Source organism: Tropicibacter naphthalenivorans (assembly GCF_900176475.1).
Taxonomy (GTDB): domain Bacteria; phylum Pseudomonadota; class Alphaproteobacteria; order Rhodobacterales; family Rhodobacteraceae; genus Tropicibacter; species Tropicibacter naphthalenivorans.
This window is the reverse complement of record NZ_FWXX01000018.1, coordinates 1-15,938: the sequence shown is the minus strand read 5'-3', so window position 1 is coordinate 15,938 and position 15,938 is coordinate 1. Positions and strand designations below refer to the sequence as shown.

Annotated in this window: 12 protein-coding genes; 4 read left to right on the top strand and 8 right to left on the bottom strand. The window is 63.9% G+C overall.

Features of this window, described 5'->3' with window-relative positions; genetic code table 11:
- Positions 1 to 12: 12 nt before the first annotated feature.
- The 4 genes from B9A11_RS19960 to B9A11_RS19945 all read right to left on the bottom strand — a co-directional run bounded on the left by B9A11_RS19960 (position 13) and on the right by B9A11_RS19945 (position 7,080).
- Complete coding sequence (locus tag B9A11_RS19960) at positions 13 to 2,091, bottom strand: M10 family metallopeptidase (protein WP_058249510.1); 2,079 nt, start codon at positions 2,089 to 2,091, stop codon at positions 13 to 15.
- A 190-nt stretch (positions 2,092 to 2,281) separates the two neighbouring features.
- Entirely contained in the window at positions 2,282 to 4,867 is a 2,586-nt protein-coding gene (locus B9A11_RS19955; protein ID WP_058249509.1) for a calcium-binding protein, read from the bottom strand.
- Positions 4,868 to 5,044: 177 nt separating this feature from the next.
- Positions 5,045 to 5,698 (bottom strand): ABC transporter ATP-binding protein, encoded by a 654-nt coding sequence (locus tag B9A11_RS19950; protein ID WP_058249508.1) that lies wholly within the window; start codon positions 5,696 to 5,698, stop codon positions 5,045 to 5,047.
- 11 nt (positions 5,699 to 5,709) lie between these two features.
- Positions 5,710 to 7,080, bottom strand: a complete 1,371-nt coding sequence (locus B9A11_RS19945) for a KpsE/RkpR family capsule polysaccharide export protein (protein WP_058249507.1) — start codon at positions 7,078 to 7,080, stop codon at positions 5,710 to 5,712.
- Between the two features lie 92 nt (positions 7,081 to 7,172).
- Here B9A11_RS19945 and B9A11_RS19940 point away from each other — a divergent pair, with 92 nt between their 5' ends.
- Complete coding sequence (locus B9A11_RS19940) at positions 7,173 to 7,994, top strand: ABC transporter permease (RefSeq protein WP_234988915.1); 822 nt, start codon at positions 7,173 to 7,175, stop codon at positions 7,992 to 7,994.
- 38 nt (positions 7,995 to 8,032) lie between these two features.
- Here the strand turns inward: B9A11_RS19940 and B9A11_RS19935 are convergent, their stop codons facing one another.
- The gene (locus B9A11_RS19935; protein WP_058249506.1) at positions 8,033 to 9,022 is read right to left on the bottom strand and encodes a glycosyltransferase; all 990 of its coding nucleotides are present in this window, start codon (positions 9,020 to 9,022) and stop codon (positions 8,033 to 8,035) included.
- A 167-nt stretch (positions 9,023 to 9,189) separates the two neighbouring features.
- Between B9A11_RS19935 and B9A11_RS19930 the strand changes: the two genes are divergently transcribed.
- From B9A11_RS19930 to B9A11_RS19920, 3 genes are read left to right on the top strand one after another with little or no spacing between them, the layout of a single operon-like run.
- Positions 9,190 to 11,019, top strand: a complete 1,830-nt coding sequence (locus B9A11_RS19930; protein WP_058249505.1) for a DUF4422 domain-containing protein — start codon at positions 9,190 to 9,192, stop codon at positions 11,017 to 11,019.
- A gap of 3 nt (positions 11,020 to 11,022) precedes the next feature.
- Positions 11,023 to 11,718 carry a sulfotransferase gene (locus tag B9A11_RS19925; RefSeq protein ID WP_058249504.1) on the top strand — a complete coding sequence of 232 codons (696 nt, stop codon included), beginning with the start codon at positions 11,023 to 11,025 and terminating at the stop codon, positions 11,716 to 11,718.
- A gap of 50 nt (positions 11,719 to 11,768) precedes the next feature.
- Positions 11,769 to 13,196, top strand: coding sequence for a calcium-binding protein (locus B9A11_RS19920; protein ID WP_058249503.1), 1,428 nt, complete (start codon positions 11,769 to 11,771; stop codon positions 13,194 to 13,196).
- 20 nt (positions 13,197 to 13,216) lie between these two features.
- Here the strand turns inward: B9A11_RS19920 and B9A11_RS21515 are convergent, their stop codons facing one another.
- From B9A11_RS21515 to B9A11_RS19910, 3 genes are all read right to left on the bottom strand, one after another.
- Complete coding sequence (locus B9A11_RS21515; RefSeq protein WP_159452538.1) at positions 13,217 to 13,372, bottom strand: hypothetical protein; 156 nt, start codon at positions 13,370 to 13,372, stop codon at positions 13,217 to 13,219.
- Between the two features lie 93 nt (positions 13,373 to 13,465).
- On the bottom strand, positions 13,466 to 14,833 hold the full coding sequence (locus B9A11_RS19915) for a tetratricopeptide repeat protein (protein WP_058249502.1): 1,368 nt from the start codon (positions 14,831 to 14,833) through the stop codon (positions 13,466 to 13,468).
- Positions 14,833 to 15,843 (bottom strand): hypothetical protein, encoded by a 1,011-nt coding sequence (locus B9A11_RS19910; RefSeq protein ID WP_058249501.1) that lies wholly within the window; start codon positions 15,841 to 15,843, stop codon positions 14,833 to 14,835. The genes B9A11_RS19915 and B9A11_RS19910 overlap by 1 nt, the downstream gene beginning before the upstream one ends.
- Between the last annotated feature and the right edge of the window lie 95 nt (positions 15,844 to 15,938).

Here is a 15,938-nt window from a genome sequence, read left to right as displayed (position 1 = left end):
TGGCAGGTTGGCTCAGACGATGTCGATATCGGCGCTGAGGCCGGTGGTGCTGGTCAGGCCAGACAAAAGGATCGTATCGCCGCCGCCGAAATCCAGCACCAGCCCCGCGCCGGTGATGGTCGCGCCAGAGGCGATGGCCGCCGCCGTCATCCCACCCGCCAGAGCGGTGCTGATTTCCAGCGTATCAATGCCAATCTCAAAGTCGTCGATCACATCAGCGTCGTGGCCGGTGTCAAAGACAAAGACATCCGCCTCGGAGCCGCCGCGCATCCAGTCGTCGCCCGCCCCGCCGATCAGCGTGTCGTTGTCGCCGCCCGCGTTCAGGCTGTCGTTGCCCGCACCGCCGTCCAGCAGGTCGTCGTGGCGGTTGCCGATCAGCGTGTCGTCGCCCGCGCCGCCGTACATGGTGTCGGACCGGGTGCCACCGCGCAAGAAGTCGTTGCCCAGATCGCCGTGCATCTCATCGTTGCCGCCGCCGCCTTTGACGGTGTCATTGCCGTCGCCGCCAAACAGCGTGTCGCCGTGGCGCTGACCGGCCAGCGAGTCGTCGCCCGCCCCGCCGCTGAGCTCATCATTGCCGCGCCCGCCGCGCAGCGTGTCCGCCCCCGCATCGCCAAAGATCAGATCGTTGCCCGCGTTGCCCCAGACGTTATCGTCACCGCCCGCGCCATAGATGCTGTCATCGCCAAGGTTGCCGGTCAGCGTATTCGCCACCTGGTTGCCTTGCAGGATGTCGCAGCCGTCGCCGCCGATGGCGTGCTCGATCACCACGCCGTTGGCGATGGTGAACCCGCCAGAGATGTAATCGGCCGCCGACAGGAAACCACCGCCGCCGTGCTCTTCGTTCAGGGTGGCGGCGCGCAGGTCGATCACCGCGTCGTCGGTGCCGTCATAGCGGATGGTGTCTTGCCCGGCGTTGTCCCAGATCGACTGCCAATAGGTGCCGGCCATGTTCACTTCGGGCAGGTAATAGGTGTCATTGCCGCGCGCGGTGTCGGTGTTGGCGCCGTATTTCGCCTGAAGCACCGCGATGTCCAGCGCCATGGGGCCGACCTCATAGCCGTAGGTCTGCACGTCGCTGTCCGACAGCGCGCCCACATCGGTGATATGCAGGCCGGTGTTGTAGGACATGGTGGTGTAGACACCCTGGTTCAGGTCGTAGACCCCAAAGGAATCGAAGGGATCAATGACCTCCGGCAGGATGGTCGACGCGCCGCCGTCGTCATGGGGGTGGGCCAGGCCCAGCCCGTGCAGCAGCTCGTGCACGATTGTCACGTAGTTGTAGCCGCCCCACTCCAGATCGCCATCCGCGCCGGACCGGTCCCAGCTGTCCACCGCAAAGGCGCCCACACCTTCGTTTTCATAGCCCGGAGGCGAGAAATAGCCCAAAGCCCCCTGACCAGAGACCTCGCCATCGGCATCGGCAATCAGGATCAGATCGGCCAGACGCGGCTTGGTGATGACGTTGAACTCGATGTTGATGATCGATTCAATGTAGTCAAAGGCCAGCTGGAACTGCTGCTTTTCGTAGATCGTCCAGTCTTCGGCAGTCAGCGAGGTCAGGTCTTCGTAGTTGTAGACCGAATAGCCCGCTCTGGCGAAGGCCACGTCGATGGTCGAGCCAGAGAAATCCACCTGCGTGCCCCAGTCGAGCACCTTGAACAGCTCGAACGGATCGGGGGTGGCGTCGGTCACATAAGTCGCGCTGAGGACGTAGCCGCCGATCTCATTGCCGTCAAAGCTGTCCGCCTCGAGGTAGTAGGTCCCGGTGATCTCGACGTCGAACTCGATGGCTGAGGTCATCGAGCCGGTCGAGGCGTCGTCGTTGTACATCAGCTCGACGCCCGCGGCGTCGTAGAGCGTCAGCCACGGGTCTTCGATCCCGCCGCCGCCCAGGGTGGGGGCCAGCGTGAACAGGATCGTGTCGCCCTCTTGCAGGTCGATGGCCACCCAATCGGTGTCGCCCGCATAGTCGAGCGTGCCGTTAAAGATGTCGCCCACCTCCATGACGTTTGTGGTGTCGGCGCTGTCCGGGGCCACGTCATCGTTGTTGATGACCAGACCGATCGGGCTGAAGGCGGTGGCAGACATGAAGAACCTCTTGCTATGCACACATCAAACGCCGGTATAGGCGCGGGGGCTTTCCAAAAGGTCTATTTGAAAGCCCCGCTTTCGGGCAAGCGCCGTGATGGCTTGGGGTGGTGCGGTCCTGAGGAAACTCTGCCTGTGCGACAAATATCAAACATTACATGACATTATCCTGCCACATTCATGTATCGCCTTAAAGAATTTCGATGTCTGCGCTGAGGCCCGAGGCGCTGGTCAGACCGGCCAGCAGGATCTCGTCGCCGCCGCCAAAGTCCAGCAGCAGGCCATCGGCGATGACCTGAGCCCCGGCCGCGATCTGCGCCGCGCTCTGGCCGCCGGTCAGGCCGCTGTCCAGTTGCAGCGTGTCGATGCCGATTTCAAAGTCTTCGATCTGGTCGCGATCGTGGCCAGAGGCAAAGACAAAGACATCCGCGCCGTCGCCGCCCTTGATGGTGTCATCGCCCGACCCGCCGATCAGGCTGTCGTTGTCGCCGCCGCCGTTCAGCAGGTCCGCGCCTGCGCCGCCGTCCAGCGTGTCGTCGTGGCGGTTGCCCGCAAGGGTGTCATTGTCCGCGCCCCCTTCGATCAGGTCGGCCTTGGTGCCGCCCTTGAGGAAATCATGGCCGCTGTCGCCGAACAGCGCGTCGCCGCCGCCGCCGCCCTTGATGGTGTCGTTGCCGGTGCCGCCGTCGATGGTGTCGCGGTTGCGCTGGCCAACCACCGAGTCGTCGCCTGCACCTGCGTTGATCAGATCGTCCTCGCGGCCGCCCTTGATGGTGTCATTGCCGCTCCCGCCGTTCAGCGTGTCGTTGCCGCCCAGACCCATCAGCACATCGTCACCCGCGCCGCCGTCCAGCAGGTCTTCGCCGCGCCCTGCGGACAGGGTGTCGTGGCCGGTGCCGCCGTTCAGGATGTCGTTGAAGTTGCCCGAGGTCAGCACATCGTTGCCGTCATGGCCCATCAGCTCGACGGCTTCTGCGTCAAAGCTGAGGATGTCATTGCCAGAGCCGCCTTCGACCAAGGTGGGGGAGCTCAGCGCCGAGAGCTGCGCAAGGCTGAGGGTGCCGTTGGTGAACTCGAACTCCTCGATCCCGTCGATCAGGTCGACGCCTTCGCCAGAGACCAGCGTGACGTTGCTGCCGTCCACGGTCACGCGCGCCAGATCGTCACTGTTCAGGCCGAAAACCGCGCAATCGGTGCCCGCACCGCCGGACAGGGTGTCGTCGCCAAGACCGCCCAGCAGGGTGTCGTTGCCCGCTTCGCCCGACAGAGTGTCATTGCCCCAGCTGCCTTCGAGGAACTCGTCGCTGCTGGTGCCCATGCGCGCCAGTTGCGGCGGCAGGAAGGCGCGGTTCACGGTCAGGTCCACGGCGGCGCGCAGCTCTGCCTCGCCCAGCGGGCTGTAATCGTGAGAGACGATCAGCACACGCTCGCCGCGCGCCGACAGGACCGCGCCGGTCGAGGTGCGGGTCACGGTGATGTCCGCCACATCATAGAGCAGCGGCCAGGACGACAGGTCCAGCCGGTCCTGCGCCGGGTCAAAGCCAAAGATCTGGTCGATATGGCCATCGGCGGACAGGGCAAAGATATCCGCCCCCGCGCCGCCGGTCAGCGTATCCAGCCCGGCGCCATCGCTGAGGATGTCATCGCCCGCGCCGCCAGTGATCACCTCGCCGCCATCGGCTGCGCAATAGCTCTGGCCAAGGGTCGACAGATCGGCGCGCAGCACGGTGACGCCCGCATCGGCGCCCGAGGTGGCAAAGATTTGCAGCTCGGTGCCCAGCACCACCATCTCCAGCGCGGTCACGCCGGTCAGGCCGGTGGTGTTGGTGTCGGCAAAGCTATCGAGATGCACGATCTGGCCGCGCGCCGTCAGCGCCATCAAGGTCACGCCATCGTCGCCGCCGCCCGCCGCCACCAGCGTCATGCCGTTGTGCTCGGCCACGGCAAGGGTCTGCACCTGGCCAAAGCGGCTGTCGCGGGTGTCCATCACATGATCGGTCGGGGTCAGCTGACCGCCAACGCCCAGTTCCAGCACCGAGATCGCGCCAACCGCGCCGCCGCCGCTGGGGGCCGAGGCCACCAGAACAAAGGTCGTGCCGTCCACGGTGGCGGTTTTCACATCGGTGGGGGTCATGATGCCCAGACCATCGTCCGGGCCAACACGGCCACGGCTGCGCACATCAAGGCCGTTGACCTCAAGGACGCTGACGCCCTGCTCGGAGGCGCTGGCCACAATCAGAAAGTCGTGGCTGCCAATTGTGGCCGAAGCCATGGCGCTGATCTGGTCGGCAAACAGCGTGCCATTGTCCGACATGGTGCGCAGATGGCTCAGCGCGCCGCCCGCTTGCTGCTGGTACAGGCTGACGCCCGCCCCCGAAGCATCTGCCAGCGCAAGGATATTTTCACCAACCAGCGCGCCCACCGACCAGCTGTCATAGCCGGCCGCGGTCTGCGCAGGCCAGGACAGCACGCCGGTCACAGAGGTTTCGATATAGCTGACGCCGCCATGATCGAGACCCACAATTGCCACATTTTCGCCCATGTTCAGCAGCGACGGCCCCGTACCGGTCACCGTATCGGCCACCGTGCCGCGCCATGTCACCACCTCGGGCAGCGCCCCAAAGCCAAGGTCATAGCAGACCAGACCGCCGGCGTGTCCGGCCACGGAAACCAGCTGGGCACCTGCGTTATTATGCAGGATAATCAAGTCAGTAATGCCTGTATCGAAGGTGGCGTTGCCCGTCCCGACCAGTCCTGAAATCTGCATCTGTAGCATGGTGAATCCCTCACGGTGTGTGAGGGCAAACTGCTGGTCGCTGCGGACATTCCGGGGGAGTAAATTAGTCTAAAAGGTGAACATTCACTAAGATTAATATCGACTTGAAAAAGTCGATTGTGACTTTCGGATCGAAGACAGGTGAATTTTTGCGCGAAGCTTTGGAAAATTCGGGTCTTAACCGTTCAGCTTGAGATGCCGGTCGATGGCCGCTTCGAGGTCGTCGAAATATTCCAGCTTGCCGCGGTTCAACACGATGCCGCTGTCGCAAAAGGCGCGCACGGTGTTCATCTGGTGGCTGACCACGATCGAAGACGCCCCGCGCATCCGTTCATGGAACACCGCGCGGCTCTTGCGGTTAAAGCGCGCGTCGCCCACGGCGGTGGTCTCGTCGATCAGGTAGGTGTCGAACTTGATCCCCATGGACAGGCCAAAGCCAAGGCGCGCCTTCATCCCGGCCGAGTAGGTCTTGACCGGGTTATAGAACTGCGGGCCCAGCTCGGCGAAGGTCTTGACGAAATGCAGCAGGCTTTCGGTGTCGACGCCGTAGACCCGCGCCACAAAGCGCACGTTCTGCGCCCCGGTCATCTGCGGGTGAAACGAGCCCCCCAGACCCACCGGCCAAGAGATCGTCCCGTCCGAGATCACCCGCCCGGTATCGGCGGGCAGGGCACCGGCGATGATCGACAGCAAGGTCGACTTGCCCGCGCCATTGCGCCCCAGCAAGGCCAAGGACCGCCCCGTGGGCAGCGTCAGGTCAAGGTGGTCGATCACCACCTTTTGCCGCCCGCGCACCCAAAAGCTTTTGGACAGGTTTTCAAAGCGGATCACGGCGGCCCCTCTTAGCGGCTGTCGCGGATCGAGTAATAGACGAGGGCCATGATCGCCCAGGCCAGCATCGCAAAGAGCCCGGTCAGCCCGAACAGGACCCAGCGGCGGGGGTATTCGGCCGATTGCGGCAGGGTCGGCGCGATATAGGTGGCCAGGTAGCGGGTCTGCCGCGAGGCATTGGCCCGCGCCACATCCAGCGCCGTCAGCGCCGCGCGCCATGTTTCCTCGGCGAACTCGCGGTCGGCCAAAAGCGATTCATATTCCGCCAGAAGGGTGGGGTAGTCTTCGCCGCTGCTGGCGCTGGCGCCCGAGGCCACGTTGGTGCGCTCGGCCTCGATGCGGGTGCGGATCACCTCGATCTTGCGGCGGGCCTGCACCACGCGCGGGTCGCTGTCATTGGTCGATTGCGCCAGCAGGTCCAGCTCGATCAAGGCTTCGGCCAGCTGCTGTTGCAGGGTGTTGACCACGCCCATGCGCCCTTGCAGGTCGGTTTCGGGGTCCACCAGCTGGGTGCGGGTGCGGAACAGGATGAGGGCAGAGCGGGCCTCGCGCAGGCGGGTCTGGGCCTCTGCCAGATCGCTTTCGGCGTAGCGGATGGTGTCGGCGCGCGCCTGGGCGTTCAGCTCGTTGATCAGGGTCTGGCTTTGGCGCAGCACCTCCTGGCCGATCTGTTGGGCCAGCTGCGGATCAAAGGCGCGGATCTCCAGCTCGATCAGCTGGCTGCTTTCGTCATAGGCGATGCGCAGGATGCGTTGCCAATAGTCCACGAGATCTTCGAGCGAGGCATCGGGGCGCAGGGCAAAGACCGGGTCCAGCTGCCATTGTTCGGAATAAAGGCTTCGCAGGTCGAACTTGGCGTCGATCTGTGCCACGAGGCTTTGGCTTTGGATGAACTCATAAAGAATGTCGGTGTCGGCGCGCCCAGAGCCCCCCGCCACCTGCGCGGCCAAGCCCCCCAGCAGACCCGCGGCGCTGCCGCCCTCTTCTTGGCGGATGGTAAAGCCCACGGTCGAGGCATATTGGTCAACCGCCCGCGTCCACAGGTAGACGCCTGCGCCGGCCAGCGGCATCAGCACAAAGATCACAAAGGAAAACAGCACCGCCCAATGGCGCCGCCGCATCCGGGCGGGCTGGGCGATGGGGGCGACCTCGATGACCTTGGGGCCCTTGTTGTTGCCCTGGTTGTTGCCCTGGTTCTTGGGTTGGTTTTTGGGCTGGGCATTGCCCTGACCTTGGCCGGGTTTTTTACCGCCCTGTCCGCCACCCTGTCCGCCGCCTTGCGCAGGCTTGGGGGCAGGTTTGGGCGCGGGCGGGTTTTGCGGCGATGCCTTGGGATCCTGAGTCTTGGGCGACGGGGCCTTGGAGGACGGAGTATCTGTCACGGGGGCTTGCCTGCCTGAGCTTTTGCGTTTTGTTTGCCGAGTCTACATACTTGGGTTGTCCAAGACCAGAGGCACCAGAGGCGCGCGCACCCGTGACCGAGACCGCAGATATTCCGCCCCCCTTGCCCATGCGCGCGCCCACGGCCCGCAAATGGGGCCACGCACGCACCACGCTGGCGCTAATCCTGCGCGAGATGTCCGCACGCTATGGGCGAAGCCCCGGCGGCTATGTCTGGGCCGTGTTCGAGCCGTTGGGCATGATCTTGTTCCTTGCTCTGGGGTTTTCGCTGCTGCTGCGCACGCCGCCCTTGGGCAATAACTTCTTGTTGTTCTACGCCACGGGCTATCTGGCCTACGGCCTGTTCCAAAAGAACGCCCGCTTTGTCATGCACGCGCTGAATTTCTCGCGCAATCTGCTGCGCTATCCGGCGGTGACGTGGATCGACGCGGTGATGGGGCGGTGGATCTTGAACTCGCTGACCGAATTCCTCGTGGCCTTTATCCTGTTTGCCGGGATTTTGGCGGTGCTGGACACGGCGGTGTCGCTGATCTTTGGGCCGATCCTGCTGGGCTTTGCGCTGGCCAGTCTGCTGGGGGGCGGGATCGGGTTGATCAACTGCGTGGTGCAGGGGGTCTTTCCGGTGTGGGGCACGATCTGGGGGATCGTCACGCGACCGCTGTTCCTGGGGTCGGGGGTGATCTGGCTGTATCGCGATCTGCCCACGGGGGCGCAGGATATCCTGTGGTGGAACCCCTTGCTGCATATCACGGGCTTGGTGCGGTCGGGGTTTTATCCCACCTACGAGCCGCATTACGTGTCGGTTCTGTATGTGCTGGGCTGGGGGATGGTGACCACGGCGCTGGGGCTGCTGTTGCTGCGGCGCTACCACCTGGAGATCTTGGCGCGGCGCTAAAACAGGCTCTGTTCCGGCGCAAAACGCGTGACACGGCCCTAGTCCTGCGCCATCTCCAGCACCCTCTCGCGGGGCCTGGAGGTGTCGCGGAGCAAACCGTCGCGCAGGGCGGCGCGGATCAGCCGCAGGTAGGCGCGCCGCTGCGGCCCATAGGCCGCCGCCCGCCGCCACCACGACAGCGCCTTGAGCGCCAGCACTGGCCAGAACAGCACCGGCCCCGCGGCACGGCGGTAGACCAGCACTTGGTTGCGGTGAAAGTAATAGACCTTCCACAGGGGGAACATCACCGGGGACGGCCCGCCCGACAGCGTGGCGCAATCGTGCTCGAAGGCAATGTTCGGGTCGAATCCGATGCGCCCGCCCGCCTGGGACAGCCCCAGCGTATACAGCACGTCATCGCCGTACAGGAACAATCGCCCATCAGGGTAGCCCACCCGCTCGATCGCCGCCCGCGCCACGAACAGCCCGACAAAAGAGCCGCCGTCGATGTCGCGGGTCTGATCGCTTTGGTAGTCTTCTTCGTTCAGGTGAAAGCCGTCGCGGCCATGGCGCAGCGAATGCAGCAGATCCGCCCCCGAACGGAAGGGATTGATCCAAGGCCGGTTCATGTCGCAGGCCCGCCCGTCGGGGTAATACACGGCGGCGGCCCAGGCCTCTTGCGGGGTGCGCGGGACGGCGTGAAACGTCTCTAATGCACCGCGAACAGGGCGCGCGTCGTCATCCATCAGGACCATCCAATCGGGGTCAAACCGCTCATGGGCGGCGCGCATGGCGGCCTCAAAGCCGCCCGCCCCCCCGAGGTTGGCAGGGCTGGTGATCACATGCAGGCGCCCGTCTTCATCTCCGGCGTCTTGCCGCGCGAGACACTCGGCCAGAAACGCCCCCGTGCCATCATCAGAGGCATTGTCGAACACGACCACCGCGCTCAAGTGCTGCGGCGCGCTGCTTAGCAGGCGGTCCAGCGTCACCTTGAGCTGCGCAAGGCGGTTGTAGGTCACCACCACGGCCACCAGCGTCGGCTGTGTCATCTGCTGCCCCTTGCGTCTTGGATGCGGCGGTGCGTTGCCGCCCTGTCCTCTCTGCCTCTAGACCATTTTTGGGTGATGCTCTACAGCATACCCCTATAAGAAGAGCGCCCGCGCCCCGCCGCGCTGGCCCCGGCAAAGACCGGGAAACACGAGGAAGAGTACAGTAGATGACTGCCGCGATTTATACGGCCTACCACCAGCCGGCCCCGCGTATTTCCTCGGACCAGATTCATCCCATCCACGTTGGCCGCGCCGGTGCCGCCGCCCCCTTGCCGGGGATGATCGGCGATGACACCGGCACGCATATCTCGGAGCGCAACGGCGCCTATTGCGAGCTGACCGCGCTGTATTGGGCGTGGCAGAACCCCTCCGAGGCGAGCCACGTGGGCCTCATGCACTATCGTCGCCTGCTGGATTTCACCGGTCGCTGCCCCACTGGCCCGGTCGAGGCGCGCCTTGAGCTGTTCGACATCCCGCAATGGCTGGACGAGGCCGAAGACTGGCTGACCACCCAAAGCGACGCCTGGGACATCGTGCTGCCGCGCCTGCACACCATGGGCCGCACCGTCGAGGCCAACTACAAGGCCGGGCACGCGCCGGATGATTTCGACCTGCTGCGCGAGATCATCACCCGCGATCACCCCGCGTACGCCGACAGCTTTGAAGAGGTCGCGCGCAGCCGTACCGTGCGTCTGGGCAATATGGCTTTGATGCGCCGGGCGCTGTTCGATCGCTACTGCGCGTGGCTGTTCGACATCCTTTTCAAGGTCGAGGCGGTGCCCGCCGACCGCCGGTTCTATACCGCCTATCAAGCGCGCTACCTGGGCTTTCTGGCGGAACGCCTGCTGACCGTCTGGGTGCACCACGAGCAAAAGGTCAATCCGTCTCTAACCCTGCGCGAAACCAGCATTTTGAACCTGTCCGAAGCGCTTGTCTCGCCGCAGATCGCCAAGGGTGACCCGGTCGAAGAGAACGCCGTGCATCTGGCCATGGCCTCGGACCGGGCCTATCTGCCCCATGCGGCGGCGATGCTGCGATCCTTGATCGACCACGCCGACCCGGCCCGCCCGCTGCGGCTGTATTTCCTGCACTCAGGGATTGCGCCGCGCCAGTTGGACATGCTGCGCGAAGTGCTGGCCGATCACCCCGATGCGCAGATGCTGGCGATCAACTCTGGCAAGGCGCTGGAAAAGGGCTATCGCTCGACCAGCCGCGCACCCTCGAACGCCACCTACAACCGCTTTTTGCTGTTCTCGCTGCTGCCGGGGCTGGACCGGCTGCTGTATCTGGACGCCGATACGATCCTGCGCGCCGATGTCTGCGCGCTGTACGACACCGATATGGGCGATGCGCAGATCGCCGCTGTGCCCGACTGGATCATGACGCGCACCCTGTCCGGCCCGGTCAAGACCATCGACCCCGAGGTGCCGGATCTGTCGGTCTATCACCGCGAGGTCTTGGGCCTGAGCGACGAGCAGATCGCGCGCTATTTCAACGCCGGGGTGCTGCTGTTCAACTTTGCCGCCATGGGCGATTTGCCGGCCTTGGGGCGTGAATTGATGCGCGAAGCGCTGGAGGGGCGGTACCTGTTCCGCGATCAGGACATCCTGAACAAGACGTTCAAACAGTCTCTGTTCCTGCTTGATCCGCGGTGGAACGTGTTCAACTCCGGGCCCGCTTCTTATGGCCGTGTGCCGGTGGGCAACCAGCGCCAAGCCATGGCCGCCAAGAAAGACCCTTGGCTGATCCACTATGCCGACCGCGATTACAAACCGTGGAAGGCCGGCGCGCTGCCCTGGTCGCAATACTACTGGAGCGCGCTGATCCGCACGCCGTTCTACAGCGAGGTGCTGGCTGGCCTGGTGCAACCCAAGATTCAGCTGACCCGCTCCAAAAGCCCGGTGGTCCGCTGGGGCCGGGAACTGGCGGAACGGGTGCCGATCCTCAAGGGGCCGCTGCTGCGGCTCTATGCCTGGCTCAAAGGCAACGGGCGCTGACCCATGGTGTTGCGGCGCACGCTGGCCAAGAGGTGGATCAAGAACGGCGAGATCACCCGCCCGGTCCACATCGTGTGCTCGCCCTACAAGACCGGCACGACCTCGGTGGGCCATGCGCTTTTGGCGCTGGGGGTGGGGACCCGCGCCATGAAACACAACCGGGTGCTGTTGCAGAAAATCCAGCCCGCGCTGCGCGACCTGCAAAAGCTGGCGGATAAATCCCAAGGGTTTCGTGCCTTTCACGCCGAGCACGCCGACCGCGTCAAGGACGAGCTGGCCGAGCTGGTGTCCTGTATCGCCCCCTATGACGTGTTTCAGGACGCGCCCTTTGGGCACACGCAAATCCATCCCTTTATCCGCAAGGTGCTGGCCCCGCAGGCGCGCTTTATCTGGATCAACCGGGCACGCAAGGATTGGATGGCCAGCGTGCAGCACTGGGAAGAGACCCACCCCGAGATCTACCCCGACCATACCGAATGGGCGACCAACGCCAGCGCCCGCCGCAAAAAGATGCACAAGTTCTGGCGCCGCCAGTATCGCAACTTTAAACGCGTGCGCCGATCCGGGCCGCAGCAGTGCCTGGAACTGGAATGGGACGATCTGAACGACTGGACCGCGCTGGCCGCGTTTTACGGCGTCGAGGCGCCGCAGATCGACTTCCCCAAAAGCAACGTCTCGCGCGGGGAAAGCCCAGAGTGACGCAATCGCGGTAAACGCTTCGGATACCAAGCCTGTGCTACAGCAGGGCCATGACGTTCCAGGCGATCACCACGCACCAGTCGAGCACATATCTGATTCAGGACAACAATTACTTTGTCCTGATCCCGGATATCTATGTGCGCTCGTCGGGGGACGGGTTCAGGGGCAGCCCGACCCGCAGTGATCTGCAACTGACCGGGGCGACGCTGACCGTGCTGGGCACCGTCGCGGCGGGGGAAACCGGGGTCGACTTCTTTTCCCTGTCCACCAGCGCTGTGCAATGCACCATCCTCGTCGGCAGCAGTGGCGCGGTCCACGCCGCCCTGGGCGGGATCATCGTCGATGCGGGCAACGGCAACAGCATCGTCAACTATGGTGAGGTCGCCTCAGGTGGGTATGCGCTGTACCTGGGGGGCGGGGGCACCGGCAACCGCATGGAAAACCACGGCCAGATCACCCTGACCGGCAGCGCCCCGCAAAGCGCGCTTTGGGTGGGGGCGGGGGCCTCGCCGGTGTTCATGGTCAACAGCGGCATCATCTCGGGCCTCCCCGGCGCAGGCCGCGCGCTGGTCGAAAGCCTCTCTCCCATGAGCTTCAGCAACACCGGCAGCATTCTGGCACAGGGCAATGTGGCGATCCAGGGATCGGTGACTTATGCCGATACAGTAACGAATTCCGGCATGATCCAAGGGGATACATACCTTGGCGATGGCGATGATCGGCTGTTCAACAGCGGCATGATCCTGGGCAAGGTCTCACTGGAGGAGGGGGCCGATTACTATCGCGCGCTGGGGGACAGCGCCGCGACCGAGTTCGTGACCGGCGGGTCGGGCAGCGACACCTTGCAGGGGGGCAACCTCAGCGATCAGCTGTCGGGCGACGCCGAAGACGATCTGGTGCGCGGGCTGGGCGGCGATGATGTGCTGTATGGCGGATCGGGCAATGACACGGTCAACGGCGGCGAAGACAACGACACCATTCGCGGCGGGTCAGGCAACGATCGGCTGACCGGCGACAATGGCGATGACGACATCAACGGCGATGCCGGGGCAGACGACATCTTTGGCGGGAATGGTGACGATACGTTGCGCGGGGGCGATGACGCCGACCGGCTGTTCGGCGGGGCTGGACAGAACGATCTGTACGGGCAGGGCGGGCGCGACGTGATCTATGCCCAGTCCGGCGAGGACACGATCATCTTTCAGAGCGTCTCGGACAGTGCCGTCGGGGCGCAGCGTGACGTGATCCGCGGCTTTACGCCGGGACAGGATCTGATCGATCTCGCCTCGGTCGCGCCGGGCATCCTGAGCTATATCGGGGCCAGCGCCTTTAGCGGCGCGGCCCGCGAGGTGCGGGTGCTGGAACTGTCCACCGGATCGAGCCTGATACAGGTCGATACCGATGGCGATGGCACGGGCGACACGGAAATCCTCACGGCCCTGACCCATGGTCTGACCGAGGCGGATTTCATCCTGTAAGGCGCGGCGCAGATGCCGGGTCAGGCGTCGTCCTGATCCTTGAGCGCCAGCAATTCCTTGCGCTTGTGGATGATGGCAATCTCGGCCTCGATGATGCGCAGGCGCGCTTCGGCATCCTTGGCGCGCAGCTCGTTGCGGGTGGTTTTTTCCTGAAGCGCTTCAAGATCGTCTAGCATGAAAGGTCTCCTTGGATCGAAAGCGGTGGGATCACCACCGGCACACTGGGGTTGTAATAACGCGGTGCCCAAAGGCCCCACGGGGGGGCATCCCTAGCCCTCAGCCAAAGCTTTTGGGCGCGCGATGCAAAAAACGACGTTGGTCTTCAATTCCCGTTCGGTCAGATCGGGCACGGATTGGCGGACACGGTCCAGAATTTCGGGCGTGAGCCGCTCTAGCGTGGCCTGAGAAGAGGGGATCTCGTCCCAGACCTCGATGTCGAAATACTTCTCTGTGATGGCGCGGATTTCATCCAACCGGATCTGGTTTAGATGGGTGGTGAAATAGTGATCATCCGGCAGGCCCGCGGCATGCAGGTCGATGTGGCGCCAGTCGTAAACCTCAAGGTGCTTGGGGTTGTCCAAGTCCAGCTGGTGCGGCTGGTTGGGGGCAAAGTGGTGCCCGTTCCAGCAGAAAAAGTTGTGGTGCAGGTAGATCACCCGCGTGTCCGGCTTGCACAGCTTGACCAGCCCGGAAAACACCAGGTCAAGCTGGATCAGGTGTTCGGTCACATTGTGCAGCGCCACCGTGTCAAAGGTTTCCTCGACCGGCATGTCCTCGGCGATACATTCGAACAGGCGGATGGCGGGCAGGGCGTCTGCGACCTCGCGCGGGGTGACGCCCATATCCGACCAGGTGCGGGTGCGCTTGTTCTTGGCGCGGGTGCTGTCGAGCTTCATCACCGGATCGAGCCCGGCGTAATCCACCGCCCCCGCCACCAAAAAGCCCATGCCGTAGCCGCCAAAGCCGCAGCCCACGTCGATCACCGATTTGCCGCGCACGTGATCCTGAATCCGCTTGGGCCAGGTGATGTAATCAAAGCGGGTCGAGACGTCGATCAGATGCGGATCGTAGTTACGTAGAGCCTGTTTGAGGTCCGGGGCAAAGTGGAAATAGGCGATTTTCGCCTGTTCAGTGTCGTTGTTCCAATTGGGGCCAGGGGGCAGGTCGGCCAGCCCTTGCGCGGCGGCGATCAAGGCCTCGCTCGGGCCGGTGTCGCGCGCGGCGAGGTAGTCGGCATCCACCACCGCGATGAATTGGCGCGCTTGGATCATCACCCGCTCTTGGCGGATCTGGTCCAGCAGGCGCGTCGCCGGAGTGAGCTCGGGGTTGAGCTCTATGGCACGCAGGACTGCGGCCTCGGCGGCGTCCAGATCGTCCAGCGCCAAAAAGATGCGCCCTTGCAGCAGGTGCCCGCCGGCATGGTCCGGGTTTTTCTCGAGGAAGGGGGCCAACATCCCCAGCGCCTCGTCCGGCTTGCCCTGTTCGTGCTGCACCCGCGCCAGAAAAAACCGTACGACACCGCTGGGCCGTTGCGCCAAAAGCTGGGTCAGCAGGTCGTGTGCTTCGGGCCAATCACTGCGCTGGATGGCCTGTTTGGCATCCACGAGAAGGTCGTCAGGCATGTCATTCTTGGCCATCAGGACACCTTGAAGATATTGCCGTTGGAAATCTGCCGCACCGCGCGATCCAGCCGGAACTGGTTGCCGCGCGGGTTTTCCTCGAGATCGCCAAGGATGTCGGCGTAATCGTCCTGCACCGCGCGCAGATGCCCCAGCGCGTCGTCCTTGCGGTGCTTAAGCGCCATCAGGTAGCCGCGCGAGAGCGCAAGGAAGAACTGCCACTTGCGCTCGATGCCGGGGAACTCGACCGCGTCGTGATAGGCAAGGCATTCCTCATAGGAGGCTTCGGTATAGGGGTCGTAATCGGCCACATCCTGCGGCACCGCCTTGACGCTGGAGTAAATCGACGAGGTAAAGACCTGGCCTTCCCAGCGGTAGTAGTCCTTGAGATAGCCCATGGTGACCTTGACCCACGGCAGGCGGTCAAAGAAGAAATCCTGGTTGATCAGGGTCGAATTGCCGGGGATCATCGCCGGGTAGAACTGGGTCGAGACATGGGCGTTCAGCCGCGCGGTCTTGCACACGTCGATAAAGGCGATCTCGATCGGCGATCCGTCCCAGCGTTCCTCGTTGAGGTCGCCGATATGCAGGTCGATCAGGTCATTGTAGGGCGCGATATTGTCCTGAAGGATCGGCACAAAGCTGTCGCCGAGCTTGTACTTTACCCCGCCGAATTCGCGGTGCGGGTCGACCTTGTCGCTGCCCGGCGCGGGCAAAAAGCCCAGCTCGTAGCCGTGCACCGGCTTGCCGCCGGGAAAGCGCGTCATGTCCACGCCCGCCGTCACCGGATTGGCGCGCAGCCCGCTGGCCGTCGCCACGAGGGACGAGCCGAAAAAGCTGCCGCCGTCGATGATCGTCCCATCGCCGCGCCACGTCCGCGCCGCCAAGGCGTGCAGCATAGAGCGTTCCCAAAAGGACAGCATCCCCGGCAGGGTGCCGGTGGCGCGCTGGTGCTTGATCTCGGTCTTCAGATCCAGATTTTGCAGCATCGGGCTGCCGACGACGCTTCGGGCGATAGGGGTGATCATGGGCAAAGTCCTTTTGTCGTCATCTTTAAAACGTTTTAACGGGTGGTCTCTGGGGCTTGTTGCAGCGCGTCCCCGGCCTCAGGCACGATCAGCGC

Bases quoted from the DNA above. Each gene is read 5' to 3' on its own strand.
- B9A11_RS19960 (WP_058249510.1), bottom strand. From the start codon at position 2,091: ATGTCTGCCACCGCCTTCAGCCCGATCGGTCTGGTCATCAACAACGAT.
- B9A11_RS19955 (WP_058249509.1), bottom strand. From the start codon at position 4,867: ATGCTACAGATGCAGATTTCAGGACTGGTCGGGACGGGCAACGCCACC.
- B9A11_RS19935 (WP_058249506.1), bottom strand. From the start codon at position 9,022: ATGACACAGCCGACGCTGGTGGCCGTGGTGGTGACCTACAACCGCCTT.
- B9A11_RS19930 (WP_058249505.1), top strand. From the start codon at position 9,190: ATGACTGCCGCGATTTATACGGCCTACCACCAGCCGGCCCCGCGTATT.
- B9A11_RS19925 (WP_058249504.1), top strand. From the start codon at position 11,023: ATGGTGTTGCGGCGCACGCTGGCCAAGAGGTGGATCAAGAACGGCGAG.
- B9A11_RS19920 (WP_058249503.1), top strand. From the start codon at position 11,769: ATGACGTTCCAGGCGATCACCACGCACCAGTCGAGCACATATCTGATT.
- B9A11_RS21515 (WP_159452538.1), bottom strand. From the start codon at position 13,372: ATGCTAGACGATCTTGAAGCGCTTCAGGAAAAAACCACCCGCAACGAG.
- B9A11_RS19915 (WP_058249502.1), bottom strand. From the start codon at position 14,833: ATGGCCAAGAATGACATGCCTGACGACCTTCTCGTGGATGCCAAACAG.
- B9A11_RS19910 (WP_058249501.1), bottom strand. From the start codon at position 15,843: ATGATCACCCCTATCGCCCGAAGCGTCGTCGGCAGCCCGATGCTGCAA.